This window comes from Streptomyces sp. NBC_00028 (assembly GCF_045041065.1).
Lineage (GTDB): Bacteria > Actinomycetota > Actinomycetes > Streptomycetales > Streptomycetaceae > Streptomyces.
The window spans coordinates 8,769,711-8,791,574 of sequence record NZ_CP108293.1 but is presented as its reverse complement, the minus strand read 5'-3'; the positions used below and the strand labels follow the sequence as shown (position 1 = coordinate 8,791,574).

At 71.2% G+C, this 21,864-nt stretch carries 15 protein-coding genes and 1 pseudogene; 8 read left to right on the top strand and 8 right to left on the bottom strand.

Annotation, left to right across the window (positions count from 1 at the left end; genetic code table 11):
* Window position 1: 1 nt before the first annotated feature.
* Window positions 2-1,117, bottom strand: a complete 1,116-nt coding sequence (locus OG885_RS39785) for a transglycosylase family protein (RefSeq protein ID WP_405740606.1) — start codon at window positions 1,115-1,117, stop codon at window positions 2-4.
* Between the two features lie 157 nt (window positions 1,118-1,274).
* On the opposite strand from OG885_RS39785, the gene OG885_RS39780 reads away from it, so the two are divergent.
* The 3 genes from OG885_RS39780 (at window position 1,275) to gndA (ending at window position 5,247) form a co-directional block, all read left to right on the top strand.
* On the top strand, window positions 1,275-1,859 hold the full coding sequence (locus tag OG885_RS39780) for a TIR domain-containing protein (protein ID WP_405740603.1): 585 nt from the start codon (window positions 1,275-1,277) through the stop codon (window positions 1,857-1,859).
* Window positions 1,859-3,694: a KGGVGR-motif variant AAA ATPase gene (locus tag OG885_RS39775; protein ID WP_405743097.1), complete on the top strand. Its 1,836-nt coding sequence runs from the start codon at window positions 1,859-1,861 to the stop codon at window positions 3,692-3,694. The genes OG885_RS39780 and OG885_RS39775 overlap by 1 nt, the downstream gene beginning before the upstream one ends.
* A gap of 113 nt (window positions 3,695-3,807) precedes the next feature.
* Complete coding sequence (gene gndA, locus OG885_RS39770; RefSeq protein WP_405740600.1) at window positions 3,808-5,247, top strand: NADP-dependent phosphogluconate dehydrogenase; 1,440 nt, start codon at window positions 3,808-3,810, stop codon at window positions 5,245-5,247.
* Window positions 5,248-5,673: 426 nt separating this feature from the next.
* Here gndA and OG885_RS39765 read toward each other — a convergent pair whose 3' ends face one another.
* The 4 genes from OG885_RS39765 to OG885_RS39750 all read right to left on the bottom strand — a co-directional run bounded on the left by OG885_RS39765 (window position 5,674) and on the right by OG885_RS39750 (window position 12,492).
* Window positions 5,674-6,018 carry a GNAT family N-acetyltransferase gene (locus OG885_RS39765; RefSeq protein ID WP_405740598.1) on the bottom strand — a complete coding sequence of 115 codons (345 nt, stop codon included), beginning with the start codon at window positions 6,016-6,018 and terminating at the stop codon, window positions 5,674-5,676.
* A 32-nt stretch (window positions 6,019-6,050) separates the two neighbouring features.
* Window positions 6,051-6,470: an aspartate 1-decarboxylase gene (gene panD / locus OG885_RS39760; RefSeq protein WP_329342152.1), complete on the bottom strand. Its 420-nt coding sequence runs from the start codon at window positions 6,468-6,470 to the stop codon at window positions 6,051-6,053.
* A gap of 120 nt (window positions 6,471-6,590) precedes the next feature.
* Window positions 6,591-10,463 carry a glycoside hydrolase family 2 TIM barrel-domain containing protein gene (locus tag OG885_RS39755; protein WP_405740595.1) on the bottom strand — a complete coding sequence of 1,291 codons (3,873 nt, stop codon included), beginning with the start codon at window positions 10,461-10,463 and terminating at the stop codon, window positions 6,591-6,593.
* Window positions 10,464-10,566: 103 nt separating this feature from the next.
* On the bottom strand, window positions 10,567-12,492 hold the full coding sequence (locus OG885_RS39750) for an ABC transporter ATP-binding protein (protein WP_405743095.1): 1,926 nt from the start codon (window positions 12,490-12,492) through the stop codon (window positions 10,567-10,569).
* 93 nt (window positions 12,493-12,585) lie between these two features.
* Here OG885_RS39750 and OG885_RS39745 point away from each other — a divergent pair, with 93 nt between their 5' ends.
* Together OG885_RS39745 and OG885_RS39740 are read left to right on the top strand one after the other, a co-directional pair.
* Window positions 12,586-13,617, top strand: a complete 1,032-nt coding sequence (locus tag OG885_RS39745) for a YbhN family protein (RefSeq protein WP_405740592.1) — start codon at window positions 12,586-12,588, stop codon at window positions 13,615-13,617.
* Window positions 13,618-13,652: 35 nt separating this feature from the next.
* Entirely contained in the window at window positions 13,653-14,111 is a 459-nt protein-coding gene (locus tag OG885_RS39740) for a hypothetical protein (protein WP_405740589.1), read from the top strand.
* Window positions 14,112-14,129: 18 nt separating this feature from the next.
* On the opposite strand, the pseudogene OG885_RS39735 reads toward OG885_RS39740, so the two are convergent.
* The 3 genes and pseudogenes from OG885_RS39735 to OG885_RS39725 all read right to left on the bottom strand — a co-directional run.
* Window positions 14,130-15,032, bottom strand: a pseudogene (locus OG885_RS39735) (FAD-dependent oxidoreductase); the annotation flags it as partial.
* Complete coding sequence (locus OG885_RS39730; RefSeq protein WP_405740586.1) at window positions 15,029-16,420, bottom strand: FAD-dependent oxidoreductase; 1,392 nt, start codon at window positions 16,418-16,420, stop codon at window positions 15,029-15,031. The gene OG885_RS39730 and the pseudogene OG885_RS39735, both read right to left, overlap by 4 nt.
* Complete coding sequence (locus tag OG885_RS39725) at window positions 16,417-17,844, bottom strand: FGGY family carbohydrate kinase (RefSeq protein WP_405740583.1); 1,428 nt, start codon at window positions 17,842-17,844, stop codon at window positions 16,417-16,419. The genes OG885_RS39730 and OG885_RS39725 overlap by 4 nt, the downstream gene beginning before the upstream one ends.
* A gap of 276 nt (window positions 17,845-18,120) precedes the next feature.
* On the opposite strand from OG885_RS39725, the gene OG885_RS39720 reads away from it, so the two are divergent.
* The 3 genes from OG885_RS39720 (at window position 18,121) to OG885_RS39710 (ending at window position 21,863) form a co-directional block, all read left to right on the top strand.
* Window positions 18,121-19,098, top strand: a complete 978-nt coding sequence (locus OG885_RS39720) for a hypothetical protein (protein WP_405740580.1) — start codon at window positions 18,121-18,123, stop codon at window positions 19,096-19,098.
* 31 nt (window positions 19,099-19,129) lie between these two features.
* The gene (locus tag OG885_RS39715; RefSeq protein ID WP_405740577.1) at window positions 19,130-20,647 is read left to right on the top strand and encodes an amino acid permease; all 1,518 of its coding nucleotides are present in this window, start codon (window positions 19,130-19,132) and stop codon (window positions 20,645-20,647) included.
* A gap of 160 nt (window positions 20,648-20,807) precedes the next feature.
* The gene (locus OG885_RS39710) at window positions 20,808-21,863 is read left to right on the top strand and encodes a mechanosensitive ion channel family protein (RefSeq protein ID WP_405743093.1); all 1,056 of its coding nucleotides are present in this window, start codon (window positions 20,808-20,810) and stop codon (window positions 21,861-21,863) included.
* The last annotated feature ends 1 nt before the right edge of the window (window position 21,864 follow it).

The following is a 21,864-nucleotide window of genomic DNA, read 5'->3' as shown; positions in this document are numbered from 1 at the left end:
GTCAGACCCTGACCCCTCCGGCCCGGAGATAGGCGACCGGGTCGACGTCCGTACCGAAGCCGGGCCCCGTCCGCACCTCGAAGTGCAGATGCGGGCCCGTGCTGTTGCCCGTGGACCCCGAGCGGCCGATCCGCTGTCCGGCACCGACGCTCTGCCCGCTCTTCACCGAGATCGCGGAGAGATGGGCGTACTGGGTGTAGCGCCCGTCGGAGTGCCGGATCACCACCTGGTAGCCGAACGACCCGGCCCACCCGGAGGCCACCACCCGCCCGGCGGCGACCGCCTTCACGGTCGTTCCCGTGGGGACGGCGAAGTCGACGCCCGTGTGATAGCCCTTCGACCAGGAGGAACCCGCCTTGTGGTACGGCGTGCCGGTCGGCGCGTCCACCGGGGCGACGAGCGAGTGCCCGGTCTCCTCGGCGGCCGGCTTCTCCTTCTTCTCCTTGGCCGGCGCCGTGGACGTCTGCGTCGTGACCGTGGCCGCCTTGCCGCGCAGGCTCAGCCGCTGCCCCGGCAGGATGAGGTCGGGATCGGCCCCGATGGCCTTCCGGTTGGCGGCGTACAGACCCCGCCACCCGCCCTTGACGTCCTCGCGCTCGGCGATACCGGAGAGGGTGTCGCCGTGCACCACGGTGTACATCTCGGCCGAGCCCGCCCTGGACTGGGGCGTGGTCTGCGGCTGCACGTCCGGGACGGCGGCCTTGGTGCCCCCGGCCGGGTGGATGTCGGGGGTGTCCCCGCCCCGGGTGAGCCCCGCCCGCACCGAACACACCGGCCAGGCTCCGGGGCCCTGTCCGTCCAGCACCTTCTCGGCGACGGCGATCTGCTGGTCCTTGGTGGCGAGATCGGCCCGCGGCGCGTACCGGGTGCCGCCGTAGGCCTCCCAGGTGGACTGGGTGAACTGCAGCCCGCCGTAGTAGCCGTTGCCGGTGTTGATGCTCCAGTTGTTGGTCGACTCGCACGCGGCGACCTTGTTCCAGGTGTCCACGTCGGCGGCCTGTGCCGTGCCGGCGCCGATGAGCGGGATCGCCATTCCGGCACCGCCCGCCGTGACGGTGAGCGAGGCGCGGTTGATCCTGTTCGGCTGATACCGGCGGTGCCGGCCGCGTACGGCCATGGAGCGTCCCCCTCGACATACGTGCATACGTCAGGAGGGCCAAAAGTAAGCGCCCCGAACAGGCCATGACAAGACGGCAATCAGCCGCCTCTCGGCACGACGGATACACTCCCTCGCACCAGTGCCCGGGGCGCGCTGGAGGGTGAACGGGGCGGCGGTGGATTACGAGTTCGACGTGTTCGTCAGTTACAGCAGAAGCGCGGGGCACGTCAGCGCGTGGGTGCGGAACCACTTCTACCCGGCACTCAAAGGCTGCCTGGAGGACGAGACCGGGAAGGCCGAGATATTCCTCGACCAGCAGCTGGACGAACGCTTCGGTGTGCCCTGGCCGGATCAGCTCGCCACGTCCCTGGGCCGGAGCCGACTTCTCGTTCCCGTGCTGTCCGCGCCCTATTTCCGCTCCCCGTGGTGCACCGCGGAATGGGCCACGATGGAGGAGCGTGAGGAACAGGCACAGGCCGAGGGGCTGATCTTTCCGGTGGTGTTCGCGGACGGGACCAGCTTTCCGGAGCCGGTACGCCGACGCCAACTGCACCAGGAATTCAAGAACTACAACGTCCCCTATCCCAAGTACCAGGAATCCGAGGCGTATCCGTACTTCCATCAGGAGGTGCAGCGCCTCGCCCAGCTCATCGCCACGCGCCTCGCCGAGGTACCGGACTGGTGCGCCGACTGGCCGGCCCTCAGACCACCCCCCGCTGCCACGCCGGCTCCCGGCCGACTTCCACGCTTTGGAGCGTGATGGAAACCGGACAGATCATTACGTTCTACTCCTACAAGGGTGGGGTGGGCCGTAGTTTCGCGCTCGCCAACACGGCCGTGGTGCTGGCGCGTTGGGGCTATCGCGTGCTGTGCGTCGACTGGGACCTGGAGGCGCCGGGGCTGTCGTACTACTTCGACGAGCACCTGGCCTCGCCGGCGAACGCGGGTCTGCTGGAGATGATCGAGGAGGCCCGTGCGACACCCGGCACGGGCGAGCTGACGGCCCTGCGGCACCGCACCCCGGTCCGGCTCCCGGAGGGTGCCCACCTGGATCTGATCACGGCCGGCGGGGTGGGCGACGAGACGTACATCTCCCGCCTCCAGCAGGTCGACTGGGAGGAGCTGTACGAGGAGCACGACTTCGGCGCGACGCTGGAGGCCTGGCGGGACGAATGGATGAGCAACTACGACCTCGTCCTGGTCGACAGCCGCACGGGCATCACCGACGCCGGCGGCATCTGTACCGCCCAGGTCCCCGACGTGCTGGTCTTCGCCTACACCGCCAACCAGCAGAACGTGGACGGTGTGCTGGACATCGTCGACCGCGCCATGAAAGCGCGGGACGGACTGCCGTACGACCGGCCCCGGCTGCTGACCGTGCCGCTGCTGAGCCGGTTCGACGCGCAGACCGAGTACGAGCAGGGCGAGGTCTGGCGGCGCAGGCTGGCCGAGATGATGGAGCCGCGGCTGCGGGACTGGGCGCCGCGCGGCAGCTCCGCCGGGGAACTGCTCCAGCGGGTGACGATCCCCTACTTCCCCGTCTGGTCCTTCGGCGAGCTCCTGCCCGCGCTCACCGAGAGTCCCCGCAACTCCGAGCAGGTCACGTACAGCATCGCGAGCCTCGCCGCGCTGCTGGCGCGTCGGCTGGAGGACGTGGGCCTGCTCATCGAGAACCGTGACTCCTATGTGGAGACGGCCGAGCAGGCGGCGCGGCAGGACTTCGAGGTCGACGTGTTCATCAGTCACACCAGGGTGCAGGAGCCGCTGGCGCGGACCCTGCAACGGCTGTTCCTGGAGAACGGCGTGACGAGCTGGGTCGCGGGCGAGAACCCCCGGCATCGGGCACAGTTCGCGGACAGGTGCCGTCACCTCGTCATGATCGTGGACGAGACGGGCGAGGACTTGTTCCAGAACCACGACACCGCCCTCTTCCTGCGCCGCTCGGTCCACACGACGACTGAACGGCTCACGTTCCCCGTGGTCACCTCGTCGGCGGCCATCCGCGAACTGCCGCGTCTTGCCCAGTCCCTGCAGGTGTTCAACCTGGAGGACGGCACCCCGGCGCAGGCCGCCCGCGCCATCGCCGCCCGTATTCGCCGGGACTCCCCCAGCCTGCGCCCGCACTCCTCCCGAAGCGGCCGTTACGACGTCTATCTGTCCTACGCCCACGCCGACTCGAACTGGACTCTGGTGCTGGCGGAGAACCTCAAGCGGCTCGGGCTCGACGTGTTCGTGGACGAATGGGAGATGCAACCGGGGGACCACTGGCCCTCCCGGCTGGAGGCCGGTCTCAGCAGCGCCGACGCTGTGGTGGCGGTGGTGAGCACGGACTGGGCGCGGTCGGACTACACCTTGCAGGAGTACGCCCTGGCCGCCCAGCGGGCGGAGCGCCAGCAGTTGATCCCGGTCCTGATCGGCGACGTCGTCCCGCCGCCGCACGTGGCCGAACGGAACTACGTCGACTTCCGCGACGCCCTGACGCCGAGGGCGTACGTGGAGCAGGTCCGGCAGCTGGCCCGGGCCATCCTCCATCTGCCCGAGGACGCGCCGCTCCCCCGCAGCGCATCCGTCGTCCTGCCGGACACCCTGTTCTAGGTGCTGAACGCAACAGGGCCCGCGAACCGTATCTGCGTAGGCTGCTGACGAGCACGAACGGCACCACCGAGAAACGACCTACCCGATCCACCGGATCCTTGGGAGCAGACGGTATGAGCACTACAGCGCAGATCGGCGTCACGGGCCTCGCGGTCATGGGCAGTAACCTCGCCCGCAACTTCGCCCGCAACGGCTATACGGTCGCGGTGCACAACCGGACGGCGTCCCGTACCCACGCCCTGGTGGAGGAGCACGGGAGCGAGGGCGACTTCATCGCCGCCGAGACCGCCAAGGAGTTCGTCGCCGCGCTGGAGCGCCCCCGGCGCCTCGTCATCATGGTGAAGGCCGGCGACCCGACCGACGCGGTGATCCAGGAGTTCGCCCCGCTGCTGGAGCCCGGCGACATGATCATCGACGGTGGCAACGCGCACTTCGCCGACACCCGGCGCCGTGAGCGCGAACTGCGCGAGCAGGGCATCCACTTCGTCGGCACCGGCATCTCCGGCGGCGAGGAGGGCGCGCTCAACGGCCCCAGCATCATGCCGGGCGGTTCGAAGGAGTCGTACGACTCGCTCGGCCCGATGCTGGAGAAGATCTCCGCGAAGGCGAAGGACGGCGCGCCCTGTGTGACGCACGTCGGCGCCGACGGTGCCGGGCACTTCGTGAAGATGGTGCACAACGGCATCGAGTACGCCGACATGCAGCTGATCGGCGAGGCCTACCAGCTGCTGCGCGATGTCGCCGGCTACTCGCCCGCGCAGATCGCGGAGATCTTCCGGACCTGGAACACCGGCCGGCTCGACTCCTATCTGATCGAGATCACCGCCGAGGTGCTGTCGCACGTGGACGCGGCCACCGGCAAGCCCTTCGTGGACGTGGTCGTGGACCAGGCCGAGCAGAAGGGCACGGGGCGGTGGACGGTCCAGATCGCCCTCGACCTCGGTGTCCCGGTGTCCGGCATCGCCGAGGCCGTCTTCGCCCGCTCGCTGTCCGGCCACGCGGCCCTCCGAGACGCCTCCCGAGGCCTCGCCGGGCCCTCGGCCACGCCGCTGAGCGAGGCCGAGGCGGGCGCGTTCGCCGACCGGGTCGAGCAGGCGCTGTACGCCTCCAAGATCGTCTCGTACACGCAGGGCTTCCACGAGATCGCGGCCGCGCGCGACGAGTACGACTGGGACATCGACCTGGGTGCCGTCTCCGCGATCTGGCGCGGCGGCTGCATCATCCGGGCCGCGTTCCTGGACCGGATCCGCGCCGCGTACGACGCCCGCGCCGATCTGCCGAGCCTGCTGTCCGACGAGACGTTCGCCCGGGAGATCGCCGACGCGCAGGACGACTGGCGTGAGGTGATCGTCGCGGCGACGCGCCAGGGGGTGCCCACGCCGGGCTTCTCGGCGGCGCTCGCGTACTACGACGCGCTGCGGGCCGAGCGGCTGCCCGCGGCGCTCACGCAGGGGCAGCGGGACTTCTTCGGGGCGCACACGTATCGGAGGGTGGACCGGGACGGGTCGTTCCACACGCTGTGGGGCGGAGACCGGTCGGAGATCGACGCCTAGACGCCTGGTGGGGCGGTCGGTTCGGTCGTAGGGCGAGTGCGGGGGCGTGGGGGCTGGTCGCGCAGTTCCCCGCGCCCCCAAAAAAGAGGCACGTCAGCCCGGCCTCGATGTCAGGTGAGCGGAGGTCCCGGTTCTGGGTTCGGGACCGGCTCCGGGGCCGGGGGAACAGGAGCCGGGCCCGGAGGCTGCGGAGGCGTCGGAGCCGGGCCCGGGGGCTGCGGAGGCGTCGGGGCCGGAGCCGGGGGCTGTGGGGGTTCCGGCATCGGGCCCGGGGTCGGGTCGGGATGGACCGGGTCCGGGTGGACCGGATCCGGGTAGGGGGTCGGGGGGTTGGTCATCGTGTCCTCCAGCCTGTGGTGAACGTCGGCTCTGGACTTCTCCCCCGCCTACCCGGTGCGCGTCGGGCCAGTCACCCGCTTGGCCGGGTCAGAACCGGCCCGGGTGCGCCACCAGCCACTCCTTCGCCGCACGCAGCAGCTCGGGGTCGGCGGCCGGGGCCTCGTCGGGGTGGCGTTCGGCCCACTTGACGACGTAGGGGCAGAGCGGGGCCACGACGATGCCCTCACGTGCGGCGATGGTGTAGAGCTCGCGGGCCAGGGAGCCCGCGATGCCCTTGCCCTCGTGGGCCGGTTCCACGATCGTGTGGACGGGGACCAGGGCGGGCCCGGGCGAGTCGAGGACGAAGTACTCGATGTGGCCGACGACTTCGCCGGCGCCGACGGCCTCCAGGCGGCCGGCCGCCCGGTCGTCGCGGATCTCGATGTCGCTCACGGGCACACTCCTGGTCTCGACCGTCTGTGAACTCAGGCCGGTACGGCCTGCGGGCTGCGCTCCTGGTCCGACCCCGGCACCGGCTCCGACGGGTCCGCGCCCAGGGCCACGACACGGTTGTCGCGGTCCACGTGCACGACCCGGGGTACGAGTGCCCGCGCCTCGGCGTCGGTCACCTGAGCGTAACTGATGATGATCACCAGATCATCGGGGTGGACGAGATGGGCGGCGGCCCCGTTGATCCCGATCACACCGGAGCCCCGCTCGCCCTCGATGACGTACGTCTCCAGGCGGGCGCCATTGGTGATGTCCACGATGTGGACCAGCTCACCGGGCAGCAGGTCGGCGGCGTCGAGCAGGTCCGCGTCGATGGTCACCGATCCCACGTAGTGCAGGTCGGCCTGGGTGACGGTGGCGCGGTGGATCTTGGACTTGAACATGGTGCGCAGCATCGAAGGCTCCGAGTGGTCGGCTCCCTGCCTGAGGTCCAGGTCAAGGGCTCTGTGTGCACGGGCGCCTCCAGGGTACGCACGGGGTCCCGGCGGTGCACCGAGACCCCGCTCACGTTGGAGTCACTCCGCCGACGTCGGCCTCCGGGACAGCCTCGTCGCCGACGGCACGTCCGTGATCGGGCGCAGCCGGTAGGTGTAGGCGTAGTCGCGGTCGGCGAAGAGTTTGTACTCGTCGTGCGTGTGGGCGCCCCAGCTGTTGTCGCCGCCGACGCCCATCTGCCGGTGGTTCACCCGCAGGACGACCTCCTTGCGCGGGGTGAGCTGGTAGTCGTGGCGGGCGCCGACGGACAGATCCTCGGGGGTGAGGTGCGAGGCGTTGATCTCCAGGAGGGGTTCGCCGCTCACCAGCAGGCCGTTGCCGTGGCGGTCGGTGAGGGCGGCCCAGCGGACGTCGGTCTTGTTGCCGTTCTCCTGCGGGCGGATGTAGGAGGTCCACTGGTCGGCGACCGTGCCGGAGTACAGGCCGACGTCGGTGCCGTTGTTGCGGTCCCAGTGGTTCTCCTCGGGGCCCCGGCCGTAGTAGTGGATGCGGTCCAGGCGGCCGGGGAGGAAGAGGAGGGTGCCGACCTCGGGAATGTACGGCAGTGAACTCGCCCCCGGGTGCAGGGTGTTGTCGACCTTGATCTCGCCGTTGCCGAAGACGGTGTAGGTGGTGGTGTACGTCGATTCCGTGGTCGTCGGGAGCGTGCCGGCGACCTTGATCTCGACGGCTCTGTCGCGGACCGCGCTCACCGTGACGTCGGTGACCTCGCGGCGGGCGCCCGCGTCGCGCCAGGTCTGGTTGCGGGTGTGCTGGCCGTTGCCGTGGTCGTTGTCGGTGGGCGCCCGCCAGAAGTTGGGGGCGGGGCCGGAGGCGATCAGCGGGACGCCGGACGCCACGTAGGAGGTGATGACGCCGCTGCCCTTGTCGACGGTGACGGTGAAGTCCTCGCCGGTGACGGTGACGTGCGAGGAGCCGTCGTCGTACGAGAGGGCCGGTACGTCGTCCAGTGGCCGCGGGGCGACGGCGGGAGCGCCCGCGTCAAGCGGGAGTTGGACCTTGGCCAGCTCGAAGCCGGGCTCGGCCCATTTCGTGCGTTCCTTGGTGGTGAAGGACAGTTCCAGGAAGTACTCCGTGCCGGGCGCCGGGTCGCTCGGCAGCCGTACGGGGACGGTGATCTTCTTGCTGGACAGCGGGGCCACGTCCAGCTGGTCACGCGTCAGTCTGCCGCGCCGGACTGGTTCCCCGTCGGCCACCAGGGTCCATCTTCCGTCGAACGCGCGGAGGTTGGTGAAGAGGAACTCGTTGGTGAGGGTCACCGAGTCCGTGTCGCCGGTGGCGTTGATCTCCTGGTAGATCCGCTTGATCTCGGCCGCCTTGCCGGTGTGACCGCGGTCGGCCGTGATGATGCCGTCGGCGACGAAGTTGCCGTCGTTGGGGTTGTCGCCCCAGTCGCCGCCGTAGGCGAGGAAGGTCTTCTCGCGGGGGCGGAGATCCGTGCGGCCGACGCTCGCCGCGTCGAACCAGAACCGCACGCCCTCGTCGCCGGGGTCTCTGCTGTCGGAGGCCAGCTCGGCCGCGCTCAGGGCACGGTCGTACACGCGCGCCCTGCGGATGGTGCCGCTGAACTCGCGGGTGATGTTGTCGACGTCGGTGGCGAGGGAGAGGGGCGCGGTGTTGCTGCCGGGCCGCCGGGTGGTGGTGCGGGTGGCCCGGGGCGTGCCGTCGACATGGAGGGTGAGGGTGCCGGCCGCCGCGTCGAAGACGCCGGCGATGTGGTGTTCGGTGCCGGTCCAGTCGCTCGGCAGGGCCCAACTGGCGGAGACCCACTGTCCGCCGCCGTGGATGAAGAACTCCAGGTTGTCGTCGCTCTGTTTGAGGGCGTACTGGGTGTCGCCCTTGGCGATGATCGGCTGGTGGTAGCCGAGGACGTGCGGGGTGATCCAGGCTTCCAGGGTCAGGGAGCCGGTGAGGTCGAGGCGGTCGTCGCGGGCGAAGACCGTGCCGCCGAAGACGCCCTTCTCGCGGTCGAACGAGCCGCCGGGGGCGATGAGTTCGCCGCGCAGGGCGCCGGGTCCCTCCTCGGTGAACCGGCGGCGCGGCGGCGTCGGCCAGTTCAGGGACTGGTCCACGAAGTCCCAGATCCAGCCGCCCTGGAGGACGTCGTGGCTGCGGACCAGGTCCCAGTACTTCTTGAAGTTGCCGTTGGAGTTCCCCATCGCGTGGCAGTACTCGATCATGACGTACGGCCGGGTGTCCGCCGTGTCCTTGGCGCGTGCCTCGACGCGGGCGGGGCTCTCGTACATCTCGGAGCGGATGTCGCTGACGCCCGGGCGGTCGTCGCCCTCGTACTGCACGACGCGGGTGGTGTCGTAGGACTTGATCCAGTCGTGCATGGCGACGAACGTGCTGCCCGCGCCCGCCTCGTTGCCGAGGGACCAGATGACGACCGAGGCGTGGTTCTTGTCGCGGTGGACCATGTTCTGGGCGCGGGCGACGCAGGCGGCGGCCCAGTCGGTGTGGTTGCCGGGGTACTCGCCGCGGATGCCATGGGTCTCGAGGTTGGTCTCGTCGACGAGGTAGAGGCCGTACGCGTCGGCGAGTTCGAGCCACTGCGGGTTGTTGGGGTAGTGCGAGGTGCGGACCGAGTTCATGTTCATCCGCTTGATGATCCTGATGTCCTGGACCATGTCGGCGCGGGTGAGGGCGGTGCCGCGGTCGGGGTGCATCTCGTGGCGGTTGGTGCCGCGGAAGGTCACCGGCCGGCCGTTGATCCGCATCAGGCCGTCATTGAGCGCGAACTCGCGCAGGCCGACCCGGTGGGACAGCGTCTCGATCACCTTCCCGGCCGGGTCCCGCAGCCGCAGCACGGCCGTGTAGAGGTACGGGTGCTCCGCCGACCACAGGCGTGGCTCGGGCACGGCTCGCGCACTCCGTACGGTCGTGTCCTCGCCGGTCGTCGTCACGTCGGCGGTCTGCTGGAGCGGACGGGCCCAGACGGGGTGGCCGTGGGCGTCGTACAGCTGCGTCTCGACGGTGTACGCACCGGCGTGCCCCGCCGCGTAGGCGCGGACGCTCGCGGTCACCGCCAGCTCGGCGGAGGTGTGGTCGTCGCCGAGGGGGGTGTCGAGCTTGAAGTCGCGCAGGTGGACGGCCGGGGTGGAGTAGAGGTGGACCGAGCGGAAGATGCCGCTCAGCCGGATCATGTCCTGGTCCTCCAGCCAGTCGCCGTCGGAGTAGCGGTAGACCTCGACGGCGATCTGGTTGGTGCCGGGCTTGAGGTGGTCGGTGATGTCGTACTCGGCGGGGGCGAAGGAGTCCTCGTGGTAGCCGACGAGCGTGCCGTTGATCCACACGTAGTGGGCCGACTTCACGCCCTCGAAGTGCAGGAAGGTGCGTCGCCCGGACCAGGCGCGGGGGACGGTGAAGGTCCTTCGGTACTGGCCGACGGGGTTGTAGCGGGTCGGCGCGGCGGGCGGCTGCGGCTCCTCGCCCAGGCCGTTGGGGCCCCAGTAGGGGTAGGTGATGTTGACGTAGATCGGGCGGTCGTAGCCGTGTTTCTGCCAGACGGACGGGACCGGGATGGTGTCCCAGTCGCTGTCGTCCACGTCCGTGCCGTAGAAGTCGGGGTCGCGGTCGGCCGGGCGGTCCGCGTGGGCGAACCTCCACCTGCCGTCCAGGCTGAGCCGGTACGGCGAGTCGGTGCGGTCGGCCCTGAGCGCCTGGCGGAGGTCGGCGTACGGCATCAGGGTGCTGTGGGGCGGCTCGGTGCCGAGCCGGAAGACGTCGATGCGGCCGTTCCACTCGGGGGACTCGGCGGCGGCGCGGGCCTGGCCGGCCGCCCGTCCGGGGAGGGCGAGGGCGCCGACGAGGGCGGCCCCACCCTCCAGGAGTCGGCGGCGGCTGACGGGCGCCCAGGCGGGGTGGGCGGGGGACTCCGAAGTGTGCGACATGACCGTTGCCTTCCTCGGTACGGCCGGGTGACCGTGCGGCTTTGAGGGAGCGTCAGATCTTGTTCGGTGATGTTGGGAAACCGAACGCACACTAAGTTCTGCCTCAGATGGAGGCAATGATGTTGTCGAGCTTTGTGTCCTTCTGATCGATGTCCTGGCCGACCTTGGCCGGATCCCGCTCCTCGAACTGGGTCCGGTGCAGTTCGGCGTAGCGCCCGCCGGCCGCCAACAGCTCGTCGTGGGTGCCGCGTTCGACGATCTGTCCGGCCTCGACGACCAGGATCTGGTCGGCCGCGCGGATCGTGGAGAGCCGGTGGGCGATGACGATCGCGGTCCTGCCCTCCAGCGCCTCCGTCAACGCCTCCTGCACCGCCGCCTCCGAGGTGTTGTCGAGGTGGGCGGTGGCCTCGTCGAGGATGACGACACGCTGGCGGGCCAGCAACAGCCGGGCGATGGTCATCCGTTGGCGTTCGCCGCCGGAGAGACGGTAGCCGCGCTCGCCGACCACGGTGTCCAGGCCGTCGGGCAGGGACCGTACGAGATCGTCCAGGCGGGAGCGGCGCAGGGCGTCCCACAGGTCGTCCTCGGTCGCCGCGGGACGGGCGAGCAGCAGGTTGGCGCGGACCGAGTCGTGGAAGAGGTGGCCGTCCTGGGTGACCATGCCGATCGTCTCTCGCAGGGAGCGGGCGGTGAGGTCCCGGAGGTCCTCGTCCCCGACCCGGACGGCCCCCTCGTCGACGTCGTACAGCCGCGGCAGCAGCTGCGCGATCGTCGACTTGCCGGCGCCGGAGGAGCCGACGAGGGCGACGGTCTGACCGGGTTCGGCGCGGAAGGAGATGCCCTTGAGGACCTCTTCGCCGCCCCGGGTGTCGAGGGAGGCGACCTCCTCCAGGGAGGCCAGGGAGACCTTGTCGGCGGACGGGTAGCCGAAGCGGACGTCGTCGAACTCGACCGCGACCGGGCCGCCGCCGATCTCGCGGGCGTCCCGCTTGTCCTCGATGAGGGGCTTCAGGTCGAGCACCTCGAAGACGCGCTCGAAGCTGACCAGGGCGCTCATCACCTCGACGCGGGCGCCCGCGAGCGCGGTGAGCGGGGCGTAGAGCCGGGTCAGGAGCAGGGCGAGGGAGACGACGGCGCCCGGTTCCAGGGTGCCGCGCAGGGCGAACCAGCCGCCGAGACCGTAGACGAGGGCGAGGGCCAGGGCGGAGACCAGGGTCAGGGCGGTGATGAAGACGGACTGGGCGGTGGCCGTGCGGACGCCGATGTCGGCCACCCGCCGGGCGCGGGCCGCGAACTCCTCGGACTCCTGCTCCGGGCGGCCGAACAGCTTGACCAGGGTGGCGCCGGGCGCGGAGAAGCGCTCGGTCATCCGGGTGCCCATCGCCGCGTTCAGGGCCGCCGCCTCCCGCTGCATCCGGGCCATCCGGCTGCCCATCCGGCGGGCCGGGATCACGAAGACCGGGAGCAGGGCGAGCGCGAGCAGGGTGATCTGCCAGGACAGGGTGAGCATGACGGCGAGCGTCAGCAGCAGGGTGACGAAGTTGCTGACCACGCCGGAGAGGGTGTTGCTGAACGCCCGCTGCGCCCCGATGACGTCGTTGTTGAGTCGGGAGACCAGCGCTCCCGTACGTGTCCGTGTGAAGAACGCGACCGGCATGCGCTGCACATGATCGAACACAGCCGTCCGCAGATCGAGGATGAGTCCCTCCCCGAGCGTGGCCGAGAGCCGTCGTCCGAGGATGCCCAGCGCCGCTTCGGCGACCGCGATCAGCGCGATGAGCAGGGCCAGCCGTACGACCGTGCCCTCGTCGTCGCCCGTCACGATCGCGTCCACCACATGCCCGGCGAGCACCGGGGTGGCGACGGCGAGCAGGGCGGTGGCCACCCCGAGCACCACGAACTGGGCGATGCGCGTGCGGTGCGGGCGGGCGAAGGCGCCGATGCGGCGCAGCGTGGCGCGGGCGAAGGGGCGGGTCTCCGTCTGCGCGTTCATCACGCTGTGCAGCTGTGTCCAGGCTGTGGTTTCCATGCTCATGGGAGCGAACCTAGGACCTCAAGCGTTGTTGAGGTCAACGTTCGGATAACAATCACTCCCCATACGTCCCCCTCCCCGAAGGATCCGATGACCGTACGCCATGCCCCGTCCGCCCCTGCGCAACCCGCAGTTGGCGCGCTGGGGAAAACCTCTTTGGACGTGAGCCCCCGCCGTCTGTCCGTCCCCCTCCCCGGCCGCAGGATCCGGCAGATCCTGTGTCTGCTGCCGCTGCTGCTCGTCTCCGTGGTCGCCGTGCGGCACCGCTCGGTGCTCGCCGAGGGCTTCGGTCATCTGGAGTCCGCCAAGTGGCCATGGCTGCTGGTCGCGGTCTGCGCCACCTGTCTGACCTGGGTCGCCGCGGCCTGTACCCGGCAGGGCGCGGTCGTGGAGCGGCTGCCGAAGCGGCGGCTGCTGGCCACGCAGTTCGCGGCCGGCGCGGCGAACCATCTGCTGCCGACGGGTCTCGGCGCGAGCGCGGTCAATCTGCGGTTCATGACGGTGTGCGGGGTTCCGCTCGCCCGCTCCTCGGCCGCCCTCGCGCTGTATCTGCTGGCGGAGTCGGTGGGCAGGCTGGGCCTGCTGGCGGTCCTGCTGCTCGCGTTCCCCGACGCGCTGAGTCTCGGTTCGCTCCTGCCCGAGGCGGCCGTGGGCGCGCTGCTGCCCGCCCTGGGGGCGGTGCTGCTCGTGGCGGCCGGTGTGCTGGTCCTCGTACGACGGGTGCGTACGGCCGTGACGGCGTTCGTGCGGACCGCGCTCGGCGAGCTGCGCGAGGTGCACACCCGGCCGTCCCGCGCGCTGGCGCTGTGGGGCGGGTCCCTGGCCTTTCCCGCGCTCCAGGCGGCCGGGCTGGCCGCGGTGGGGCAGGCGTTGGGGCTGCCGGTGCCGCCGCTGCACATGGCGGTGGCGTATCTGGCGGCGACCGTCGCGGTCGCACTGGTGCCGACACCGGGCGGGATCGGCTCGGTGGAGGCGGCGCTCGTCATGGCGCTGGTGGCGGCGGGCGGCCCCGCGGCGGTGGCGACGGCGGTGGTGCTGGCCTACCGGATCATCACCGTGTGGCTGCCGCTGCTGCCCGGGGCGCTGACCTTGGGGGCCCTGGTGCGGCTGAAGGTCATCTGACGGCACTTGAAGATCGTCTGCGGTAGAACGGCCCTATGGACACCACCGCTCTCGCCGAGGCGCTCGACCAGATCGAGGATCACGCTGTCGTGCACCACGGCTACACCGACTACCAGCGGGACTACGAGGTCGTCGTCCACATGACGGCCGATCCGCGCACGGGCATCCCACCGGCTCATCTGCGCTATCTGTTCCGGTACTGCGTGGCGGCGCACTGCGAGACGGGCCTCTTCCCCTGGCTGTGGCAGAAGTCGCTGGACGACCGTCTCATCGACCACGAGACGGCGGACGGCCTCGACGGCTGGGTCTGGGGTACGAAGTGGGCCAACCTGGACAAGGCGCGGGTGCTGCCCGAGTCGGACGCCACACGCCGGTGGGCCGGCGAGCTGGGGATCGACTTCCACGCGGTCCGTATCGAGACGCAGGTGCACGACCTCAGCCTGGTCTTCTCCGAGCTGGAGATCACCGAACTGCCGGCCGACTGGCAGAAGTAGCCGGGTCGTTCAAGGGCGCATGACGGCGGCGGCGACCCGCGCACCCGCACGTGCGGCCGCGGCCGCGCTCTCCCCCGGGCGCGCCAGACCTCCGACGGCGAACACGCCGGGCCGTGACGTCGTCGGCGTCCCGGTGCCGAGCGTCAGCCCACCCCGCCGCATCAGCTCCTGTTCGGGAACGAAGTCACCGGTGAACACGACGGTGTCACAGGCGAGTTCGGTCGTACGACCGTCCCGGCGCCGGACGCGCACGCCCGACAGCCGTCCATGGCCGAGGAGTTCGGCGACGGCGGTACCCGTGAGCAGAGGGACACGGCGACGCAGACGGGCGTCCTGGGCACGGCCGGGGTGCACCTGCGCGCGCTCCCTCTCCGTGACCATGGCGACGACCTCGGCTCCCGCCACCCGTACGGTGTCGGCGGCCCGGTACGACACGGGCTCCGCGCCCACGATCACCGCGCGCGTACCGATCCGCTGCCCGAACAGATGCACCGCCTGCTGGAGTTCACCGGTGGTGTACACGCCGACCGGGCGGGTGCCCGGCACCAGGCGGGCGGTGCGGGGGCGTTCGCGGGCGCCGGTGGCCAGGACGATCGCGCGGGCCGCGATCGCCTCCGGCCCGCCCGGGCCCACGGTGTCCAGTTCGAGGGGGCCCGCCCAGTCGAGGGCGGTCACGCCGGTCCGTACGACCGCCCCGGCGTCCAGTGCGGCGGCGAGGAGCCGGCGGGCGTACGCGGGGCCGGTCAGGGGGCGGTGCCAGGTGCCGAAGCCGCCGTGGGCGCAGTACCGCGGCACTCCCCCGGCCCGCTGCTCACGGTCGAGGACCTCGACCCGGCCGTCCCCCGCGGCGGCGAGACGGGCGGCGGCGGTGAGCCCGGCGGGGCCCGCGCCGATGACGAGCACGTCGACCTGCCGTGTCACCCGCGCGCCTCCTCGAACAGCTGTCGCACCGCCGCCCCGCAGTAGAACCCCTGGCAGCGCCCCCCGCGTGCCCTGGTCCGGCGGCGCAGTCCGTCCAGGCTGCCCGGCGGCACCGTACTGGCGAGGGCGTCCCGGATCTCCCCGCGGGAGACGCGTTCACAGTGGCAGACGAGGGTGCCGTACTCCGGGTCGGCGGTGATGAGGTCGGGGCGTTGGTACGGGCGCGGGAACGCCTCGCCCAGGTTGGGCATGCGCATCGGCTCCAGCTCGCGTGACGGCCCCAACTCCAGCCCGCTCGCGGCCAGTTGCTCAAGGACGTACTCGGCGATGGCGAGCGACGCCGTCAGCCCCGTCGAGCGGATGCCACCCACCGTGAGGTACGCCTGCTCGGGGTGGGGCGTGATGCGGTAGTCGTCGTGCTCGGTGGCGGCGCGCAGTCCCGCGTAGACGGCGGTGACCTCCTCGTCGAGGAGTTCGGGCAGGATGCGGCGGCCCTTCTCGCGCAGGCTCGCCAGGCCGTCGGCGGTCGAGTGCGTGGCCCCTTTGTCGTCGAGGTCCTCGGCGGTGGGGCCGAGCAGGACGTTGCCGTACACGGTGGGCGCGACCAGGACTCCCTTGCCGAGCGCGGTCGGGACGGGCAGCAGGATGTGCCGGACGAGGGGGCGGGCGAACTTGTCGAAGACGATGAGCTGGCCGCGGCGCGGGGTGACGGTGAAGTCGTGGTGGCCGAGGTCACGGTCGAGGGTGTCGGCGTCGAGGCCCGCCGCGTTGATGATCCAACGGGTGTACAGGGCACCGCGGTTGGTCGACAGCAGCCCGTGGCTCAGCTTCTCCACCCGGCAGTTGAGGTGCAGGTCCACGCCGTTGCGGACGGCCTGGGTGGCGTAGGCCAGGGTCGTCGTCCAGGAGCAGATGACGCTCTCGCCGGGGACGAGGAGAGCGCCGAGCGCGCCGGGGCCGAGATGCGGCTCACGTTCGTACAGTTCGGCCGCCTCCAGCAGGCGGGTCTCCTTGTAGTCGTTGCGCTCGGCCTTCTCCGCGAGGCGGGGCAGTGCGGCGAGCTGCTCCTCGTCCCAGGCGACGAGGAGGGCGCCGACCGGTTCGACGGGGATGCCCGACTCGGCAGCGTACGCGGCGAGTTGGCGGGAGCCCTCGCGGACGAGCCGGGCCTCCAGGGAGCCGGGGGCGGCGTCGAAGCCGGTGTGGAGGATGGCGGTGTTGGCCTTGGAGCTGCCCTGACCGACGTCGTCCTGCGCCTCGACGACGGCTGTGCGCAGATGGGCATGGTGGGCCAACGCGCGGGCGATGGCCCCGCCGACGACTCCTGCGCCGATGACGATCACGTCGTACGGCGTGCTGGGCAGGGGTCCGTGCGTGGTGACCGTCATGCGGGGGTCCGGGCGAGGAGGGCGGTGACGTCGCCGCGGAAGCGGGCGCGGCGGTCCGCGGCCTCGGCGGCGGAGATCCGCGGCTCGTAGCGGGCGGCCGGCTTCCGGTCCGGCAGGGCCGTGCCGAGGGTCCCTCCGGGCTCCGCGCCGAGGCTGGCCAGGGCGGCGACGCCGAGGGCGGTCGCGTCGGGCAGGGCGGAGACTTCGACGGGGCGTTGCAGCAGATCGGCCTGGGTCTGCATGAGGAGGGCGGAGCGGGTCAGGCCGCCGTCGACGCGCAGGGTCTCCAACGGGGACTCCAGGGCGTCCACGAGCTCGGCGACCTGCGCGGCGATCCCCTCGCACAGCGCGCGGACCAGATGTCCGGCGGTCGTGTCGAGGCCGAGCCCGGTCAGCGAGCCACGCAGGTCGCCCCGCCACCAGGGGGCGGCGAGTCCGGCCAGCGCGGGGACGAAGGTCACCCCACCGCTGTCGGGCACGGAGCCGCCCACCCCGTCGAGGTCCGCGGCGCCCTTGATCACACCGAGGTCGGTGAGCCAGGAGACGGCGGACGCGGCCGTGTACACCTGGCCGTCGAGGCAGTAGCTGGTTCGGCCGGCGAGGTTCCAGGCTATGCAGCTGACCAGGCCCGAGCCGCCCCGTCTGGGGGTGTCCCCCGTGTGGGCGAGCAGGAACGCGCCGGTGCCGTAGGTGCACTTGGCGCCGCCGGGCTCGGTGACGCGCTGGGCGAGCAGGGCCGCCTGCTGGTCGACGGCCAGCCCGGTGACCGGGATCTCCTGGCCGAACTCCTTTGTCGTGCCCACTGGTTGGGCGTTGCCGACGATCCTGGGCAGACGTTCGTCGGCGAGTCCGTACAGGTCGAGGGCGCGGGGTGACCACTGCGCGCGATCGAGGTCGAGGAGCTGGGTCCGGCTCGCGGTCGCCGCGTCGGTGACATAGGCACCGGTGAGGCGGTGGACGATCCAGGCGTCGGTGGTGGTGACGACGCCCTCGCGAGTGAGGTGGCAGCGTATCCAGGCCATCTTGGGGGCGGCGAAGTACGGGTCCAGGGGCAGGCCGGTCAGTTCGCGCAACTCGTCGGCGTACGGGGCGAGTTCCTCGCAGACGCTCTCGGCGCGGCGGTCCTGCCAGACGAGGGCGTCGGTGAGCGGGCGGCCGGTGGCGGGGTCCCAGGCGAGCACGGTCTCGCCCTGGTTGGCCAGACCGAGGGCCACCACCGGTTCGCTTGCCTCGGCGAGGGCGCGGCGGCCTGCCTCGACGACGGAGGTGTACAGCTCCTCGGGGTCGACCTCGACCAGCCCTCCGGGCAGATGCCGCGGCCGTACCTCGGCGAACCCGGCGCCGATGACACCGCGTTGGGGGCAGACGACGAGTGCCTTGGTGCCGGACGTGCCCTGGTCCACGGCCAGCACCGGACCGGTCATCGAGCCCTCCTCGGCGATCAACTGGGCGCCAGCCTGCCGCCGCCCGCCACGTCACGTCAAGCGACCCCGGCGTCGGTGAATCTTCAATCACCGCCGCCCTCAACACCCGTGTCCCGCAACGGAGTTCGAAAAGATCGGGAAACCGCAGGAGATGCGGAACCTGCGCCTCTATAGTGACCGCCGACCGGCACGAGCTCCCCGACCGCCGCCCTGAGGAGGGCTGTTGTTACTCCACCCTGCCGTCCCGCCCCGCCCGCCGACCGGGACGGACGGCTGATGGCCAGAGAAGGAGCACGCCCCGTCTACGATCCCGCGGGCCATGACGCCGCCCTGCGGGCCACCCTCCAGGAGGTACGCACCGGACGCTGGATGTCGATGCGCCGGCTGCTCGGGGAGACGACGGCCTGGTGGCAGTGGACGCAGCGCACCCAGGTACTCGCCGCCGCTGCCGCCGGCACCGACGTGGTGCGGGCCTGGCTGACGGAGGAGCCGCACAGCGTCCCGGCCACGGTCATGCACGCCAGGGTCGCCGTCGAGCGGGCGTTACGGGCCCACCGCGAGCAGCACTCCCGCACCCTCGACCTGTGGCGGGAGGCCTGGCAGGCGAGTCACGCGGCGACCCAGGCGGCGCCCTTGGACCCCGTCCCGTGGGTGTGTCTGCTGGCGCTGGCACGGCTCGACCGGGAGCGGCGCTGGGAGGAGCACCGGGTGGCCCCGCCCGGGCCGATGCTGCCGCCGGGGCCGTGGGGGCTGCTGGCCGAGGCCGACAAGCGCGACCCGTACAACCGCGAGGCGCACCACCGGATGCTCCAGTTCCTGTACGAGCACGGCACCTCGGGCCGGCTCGCCGAGGCGGTCGGCTATGCCCACTGGGCGGCCGACACCGCGCCACCCGGCTCCGCCCTCCATGTCCTGCCGCTGTACGTCCGGGTCGAGCGGTACCGCCGCGCCGGCGGCCGGGACGCCGCCCTCGATCTGCACTGGGTCGCCGAGGACGCCACCCGGGAGGCACAGCGGACGCTGTACGCCTGGTTCGAGCAGACCTTCGCCGCCGAGCGCACCCCGCTGGACCTCAACCACCTCGCGCACGCCCTGTGGGGCGCCCTCCGGTTCCCGGAGGCGGCCCGGGTGTTCGACGCGCTCGGCCCGTACTGGACGCCCCTGCCCTGGGCGTACCGCATCCCCGACACCGGCGAACGCGGCCAGGCCGTGGAGGTGTTCCTCCAGGCCCGGGCGCGCTGCCGCCCCGCGTGACCCACCATCCCGCCCTTCCGGAGGTTTCCGCATGTCCCGTACCACCCACGGTCCGTCGAAACCGCACGACGAGGAACAACGCCTGCGGGAACTCGGCTACCGGCCCGTCCTCGCCCGCCGAATGGGCGGCTTCGGCAACTTCGCGATCAGCTTCTCGGTGATCTCGATCCTGTCCGGCTGCATGACCCTGTACGGCTTCGGCCTCGGCGCGGGCGGCCCCGCGGTGATGCTGTGGGGCTGGGCGGGCGTCGGCCTGTTCGTGCTGTGCGTGGGCCTCGCACTGGCGGAGGTCACCAGCGCCTATCCGACCTCGGGCGCCCTGTACTACATGGCCGACCGGCTCGGCGGCCGCCGCTGGGGCTGGTACACCGGCTGGCTCAATCTGCTGGGGCTGCTGGGCGCGATCGCCGGTATCGACTACGGCGCCGCCCTGTTCACCGGCGCGCTCATGAACCTCCAGTGGGGCTTCGAGCCGACACCGGAGAAGACGATGCTGATCTTCGTGGTGATCCTGCTGCTGCACGCCGTGCTGAACCTGTTCGGCGTCCGTCTGGTCAGCCTTCTCAACTCCATCAGCGTCTGGTGGCACCTGGCCGGCGTGGCGCTGATCGTCGGCGCCCTGGCGATCGTCCCCGACCACCACCAGTCGCCGTCGTTCGTCTTCACCGAGTTCGTCAACGACACCGGCTGGTCAAGTCCCTTGTACGTGGCGGCGATCGGCCTTCTCCTCGCCCAGTACACGTTCTCCGGCTACGACGCCTCGGCGCATCTGTCCGAGGAGACCTCCAACGCGTCGGTGTCGGCGGCGCGCGGCATCGTCCGCTCCATCTGGGTCTCCTGGATCGCCGGTTTCGTGCTGCTGACGGGACTGACCTTCGCCATCCAGGACTACGACGCCACCCGGGCCACCGACACCGGGGTGCCGCCCGCGCAGATCCTCCTCGACGGCCTCGGCACGGACGGGGCGAGCGCGCTGCTCGTCGTGGTGATCGTCGCCCAGCTGTTCTGCGGCAACGCCGAGGTGGCCGCCGCCAGCCGCATGGTGTTCGCGTTCAGCAGGGACGGGGCGCTGCCGGGCTCCGGGCTCTGGCGCAAGGTCAGCGCCCGCACCCAGACGCCGGTCGCCGCGGTGTGGTTGTCGGTGGTGGTCGCGGGACTGCTCGCGCTGCCCTCGCTGTACTCGGCGACGGCGTACGGGGCGGTGACCGCCATCAACGTCATCGGCATCACCCCGGCGTACGCCATCCCGGTGCTGCTGCGGCTGCGCGCGGGGGACCGTTTCCAGCCGGGTCCGTGGAGCCTCGGCCGGTGGAGCAAGCCGATCGGCTGGACGGCCGTGGTGTGGGTGGCGTTCGTGACGGTGCTGTTCTGTCTGCCGCAGTCGTCGCCGGTGACGGTCGACACGATGAACTACGCGTCCGTTGCGCTGGCCGTCGTACTGCTCCTCGCCACCGTGTGGTGGTACGCCGCCCGTCGTTCGTACGGAACGCCCACGGCGGCCGCCTACTCCGACCAGGAACAGGCCGAACTGGCGGAGGGCATCGTCTGAAACCCCGCCGTCCGGCCCCGGACCGGGTACGAACTCCTGCGCCGGATACGGCAGGATGAGCGGTCGCGTCGACCACCGCACCCGCGCGGTCGGCGCGGGCGCACATCCAGCAGCAACTCGAACAGGTGGCGACGTGACGGCATTTCAACGGGATCTGACCATGGACGACCTGGTCGTCGCCGGCATCCCCGTGGTCGCGGGCGTGCTGGCGGCGTTCCTGCTGCGCATGCTGCTCAAGTGGCTGGGCAAGCACGCCGACCGCACCAAGTGGACCGGTGACGACGTCATCGTCGCCGCGCTGCGGACGGTGGTGCCGTGGGGTGCGGTGGTGGGCGGTGTCGCCATCGCGGCGGCGGCCCTGCCGCTGCGCTCGGGGTACCAGCGCAACACCAACCAGGTGCTGACCGTGCTGATGATCTTCGTGGTCACGGTGGCGGCGGCCCGCCTGGTGGCCGGTCTGGTGCGGACGGTCACCCAGTCCCGCTCCGGGGTCGCGGGCTCGGCGACGATCTTCGTGAACATCACCCGCGTGCTGGTCCTCGCGATCGGCTTCCTGGTGGTGCTCCAGACGCTGGGCATCTCCATAGCGCCGATGCTCACCGCCCTCGGCGTCGGCGGTCTGGCGGTCGCCCTCGCGCTCCAGGACACCCTCGCCAACCTCTTCGCGGGCATCCACATCCTCGCCTCCAAGACCGTCCAGCCCGGCGACTACATCCGGCTGAGCAGCGGCGAGGAGGGCTACGTCGAGGACATCAACTGGCGTCAGACGACCGTGCGCGCGCTCTCCAACAACCTGATCGTGATCCCCAACGGCGAGCTCGCCAAGTCGAACATGACCAACTTCATGCGCCCCGAGCAGCAGTTGACCATCCTGGTCCAGGTCGGTGTGGCCTACGACAGCGATCTGGAGCACGTCGAGCGGGTCACCTGCGAGGTCGTCACCGAGGTGATGACGCGGATCGAGGGCGCCGTCCCGGAGCACGAACCGCTGGTGCGCTTCCACACCTTCGGCGACTCCCGGATCGGCTTCACCGTGATCCTCGGGGTCGGCGAGTTCAGCGACCAGTTCCGGATCAAGCACGAGTTCATCAAGCAGCTCCACAAGCGCTACCGCCAGGAGGGCATCAGGGTGCCGGCGCCGACGCGCACGGTCTCCCTCCAGCAGGGCGCGGTGGTGATCCCGCAGCAGCGGGACGCGGTGGACATGACGCCGTAGC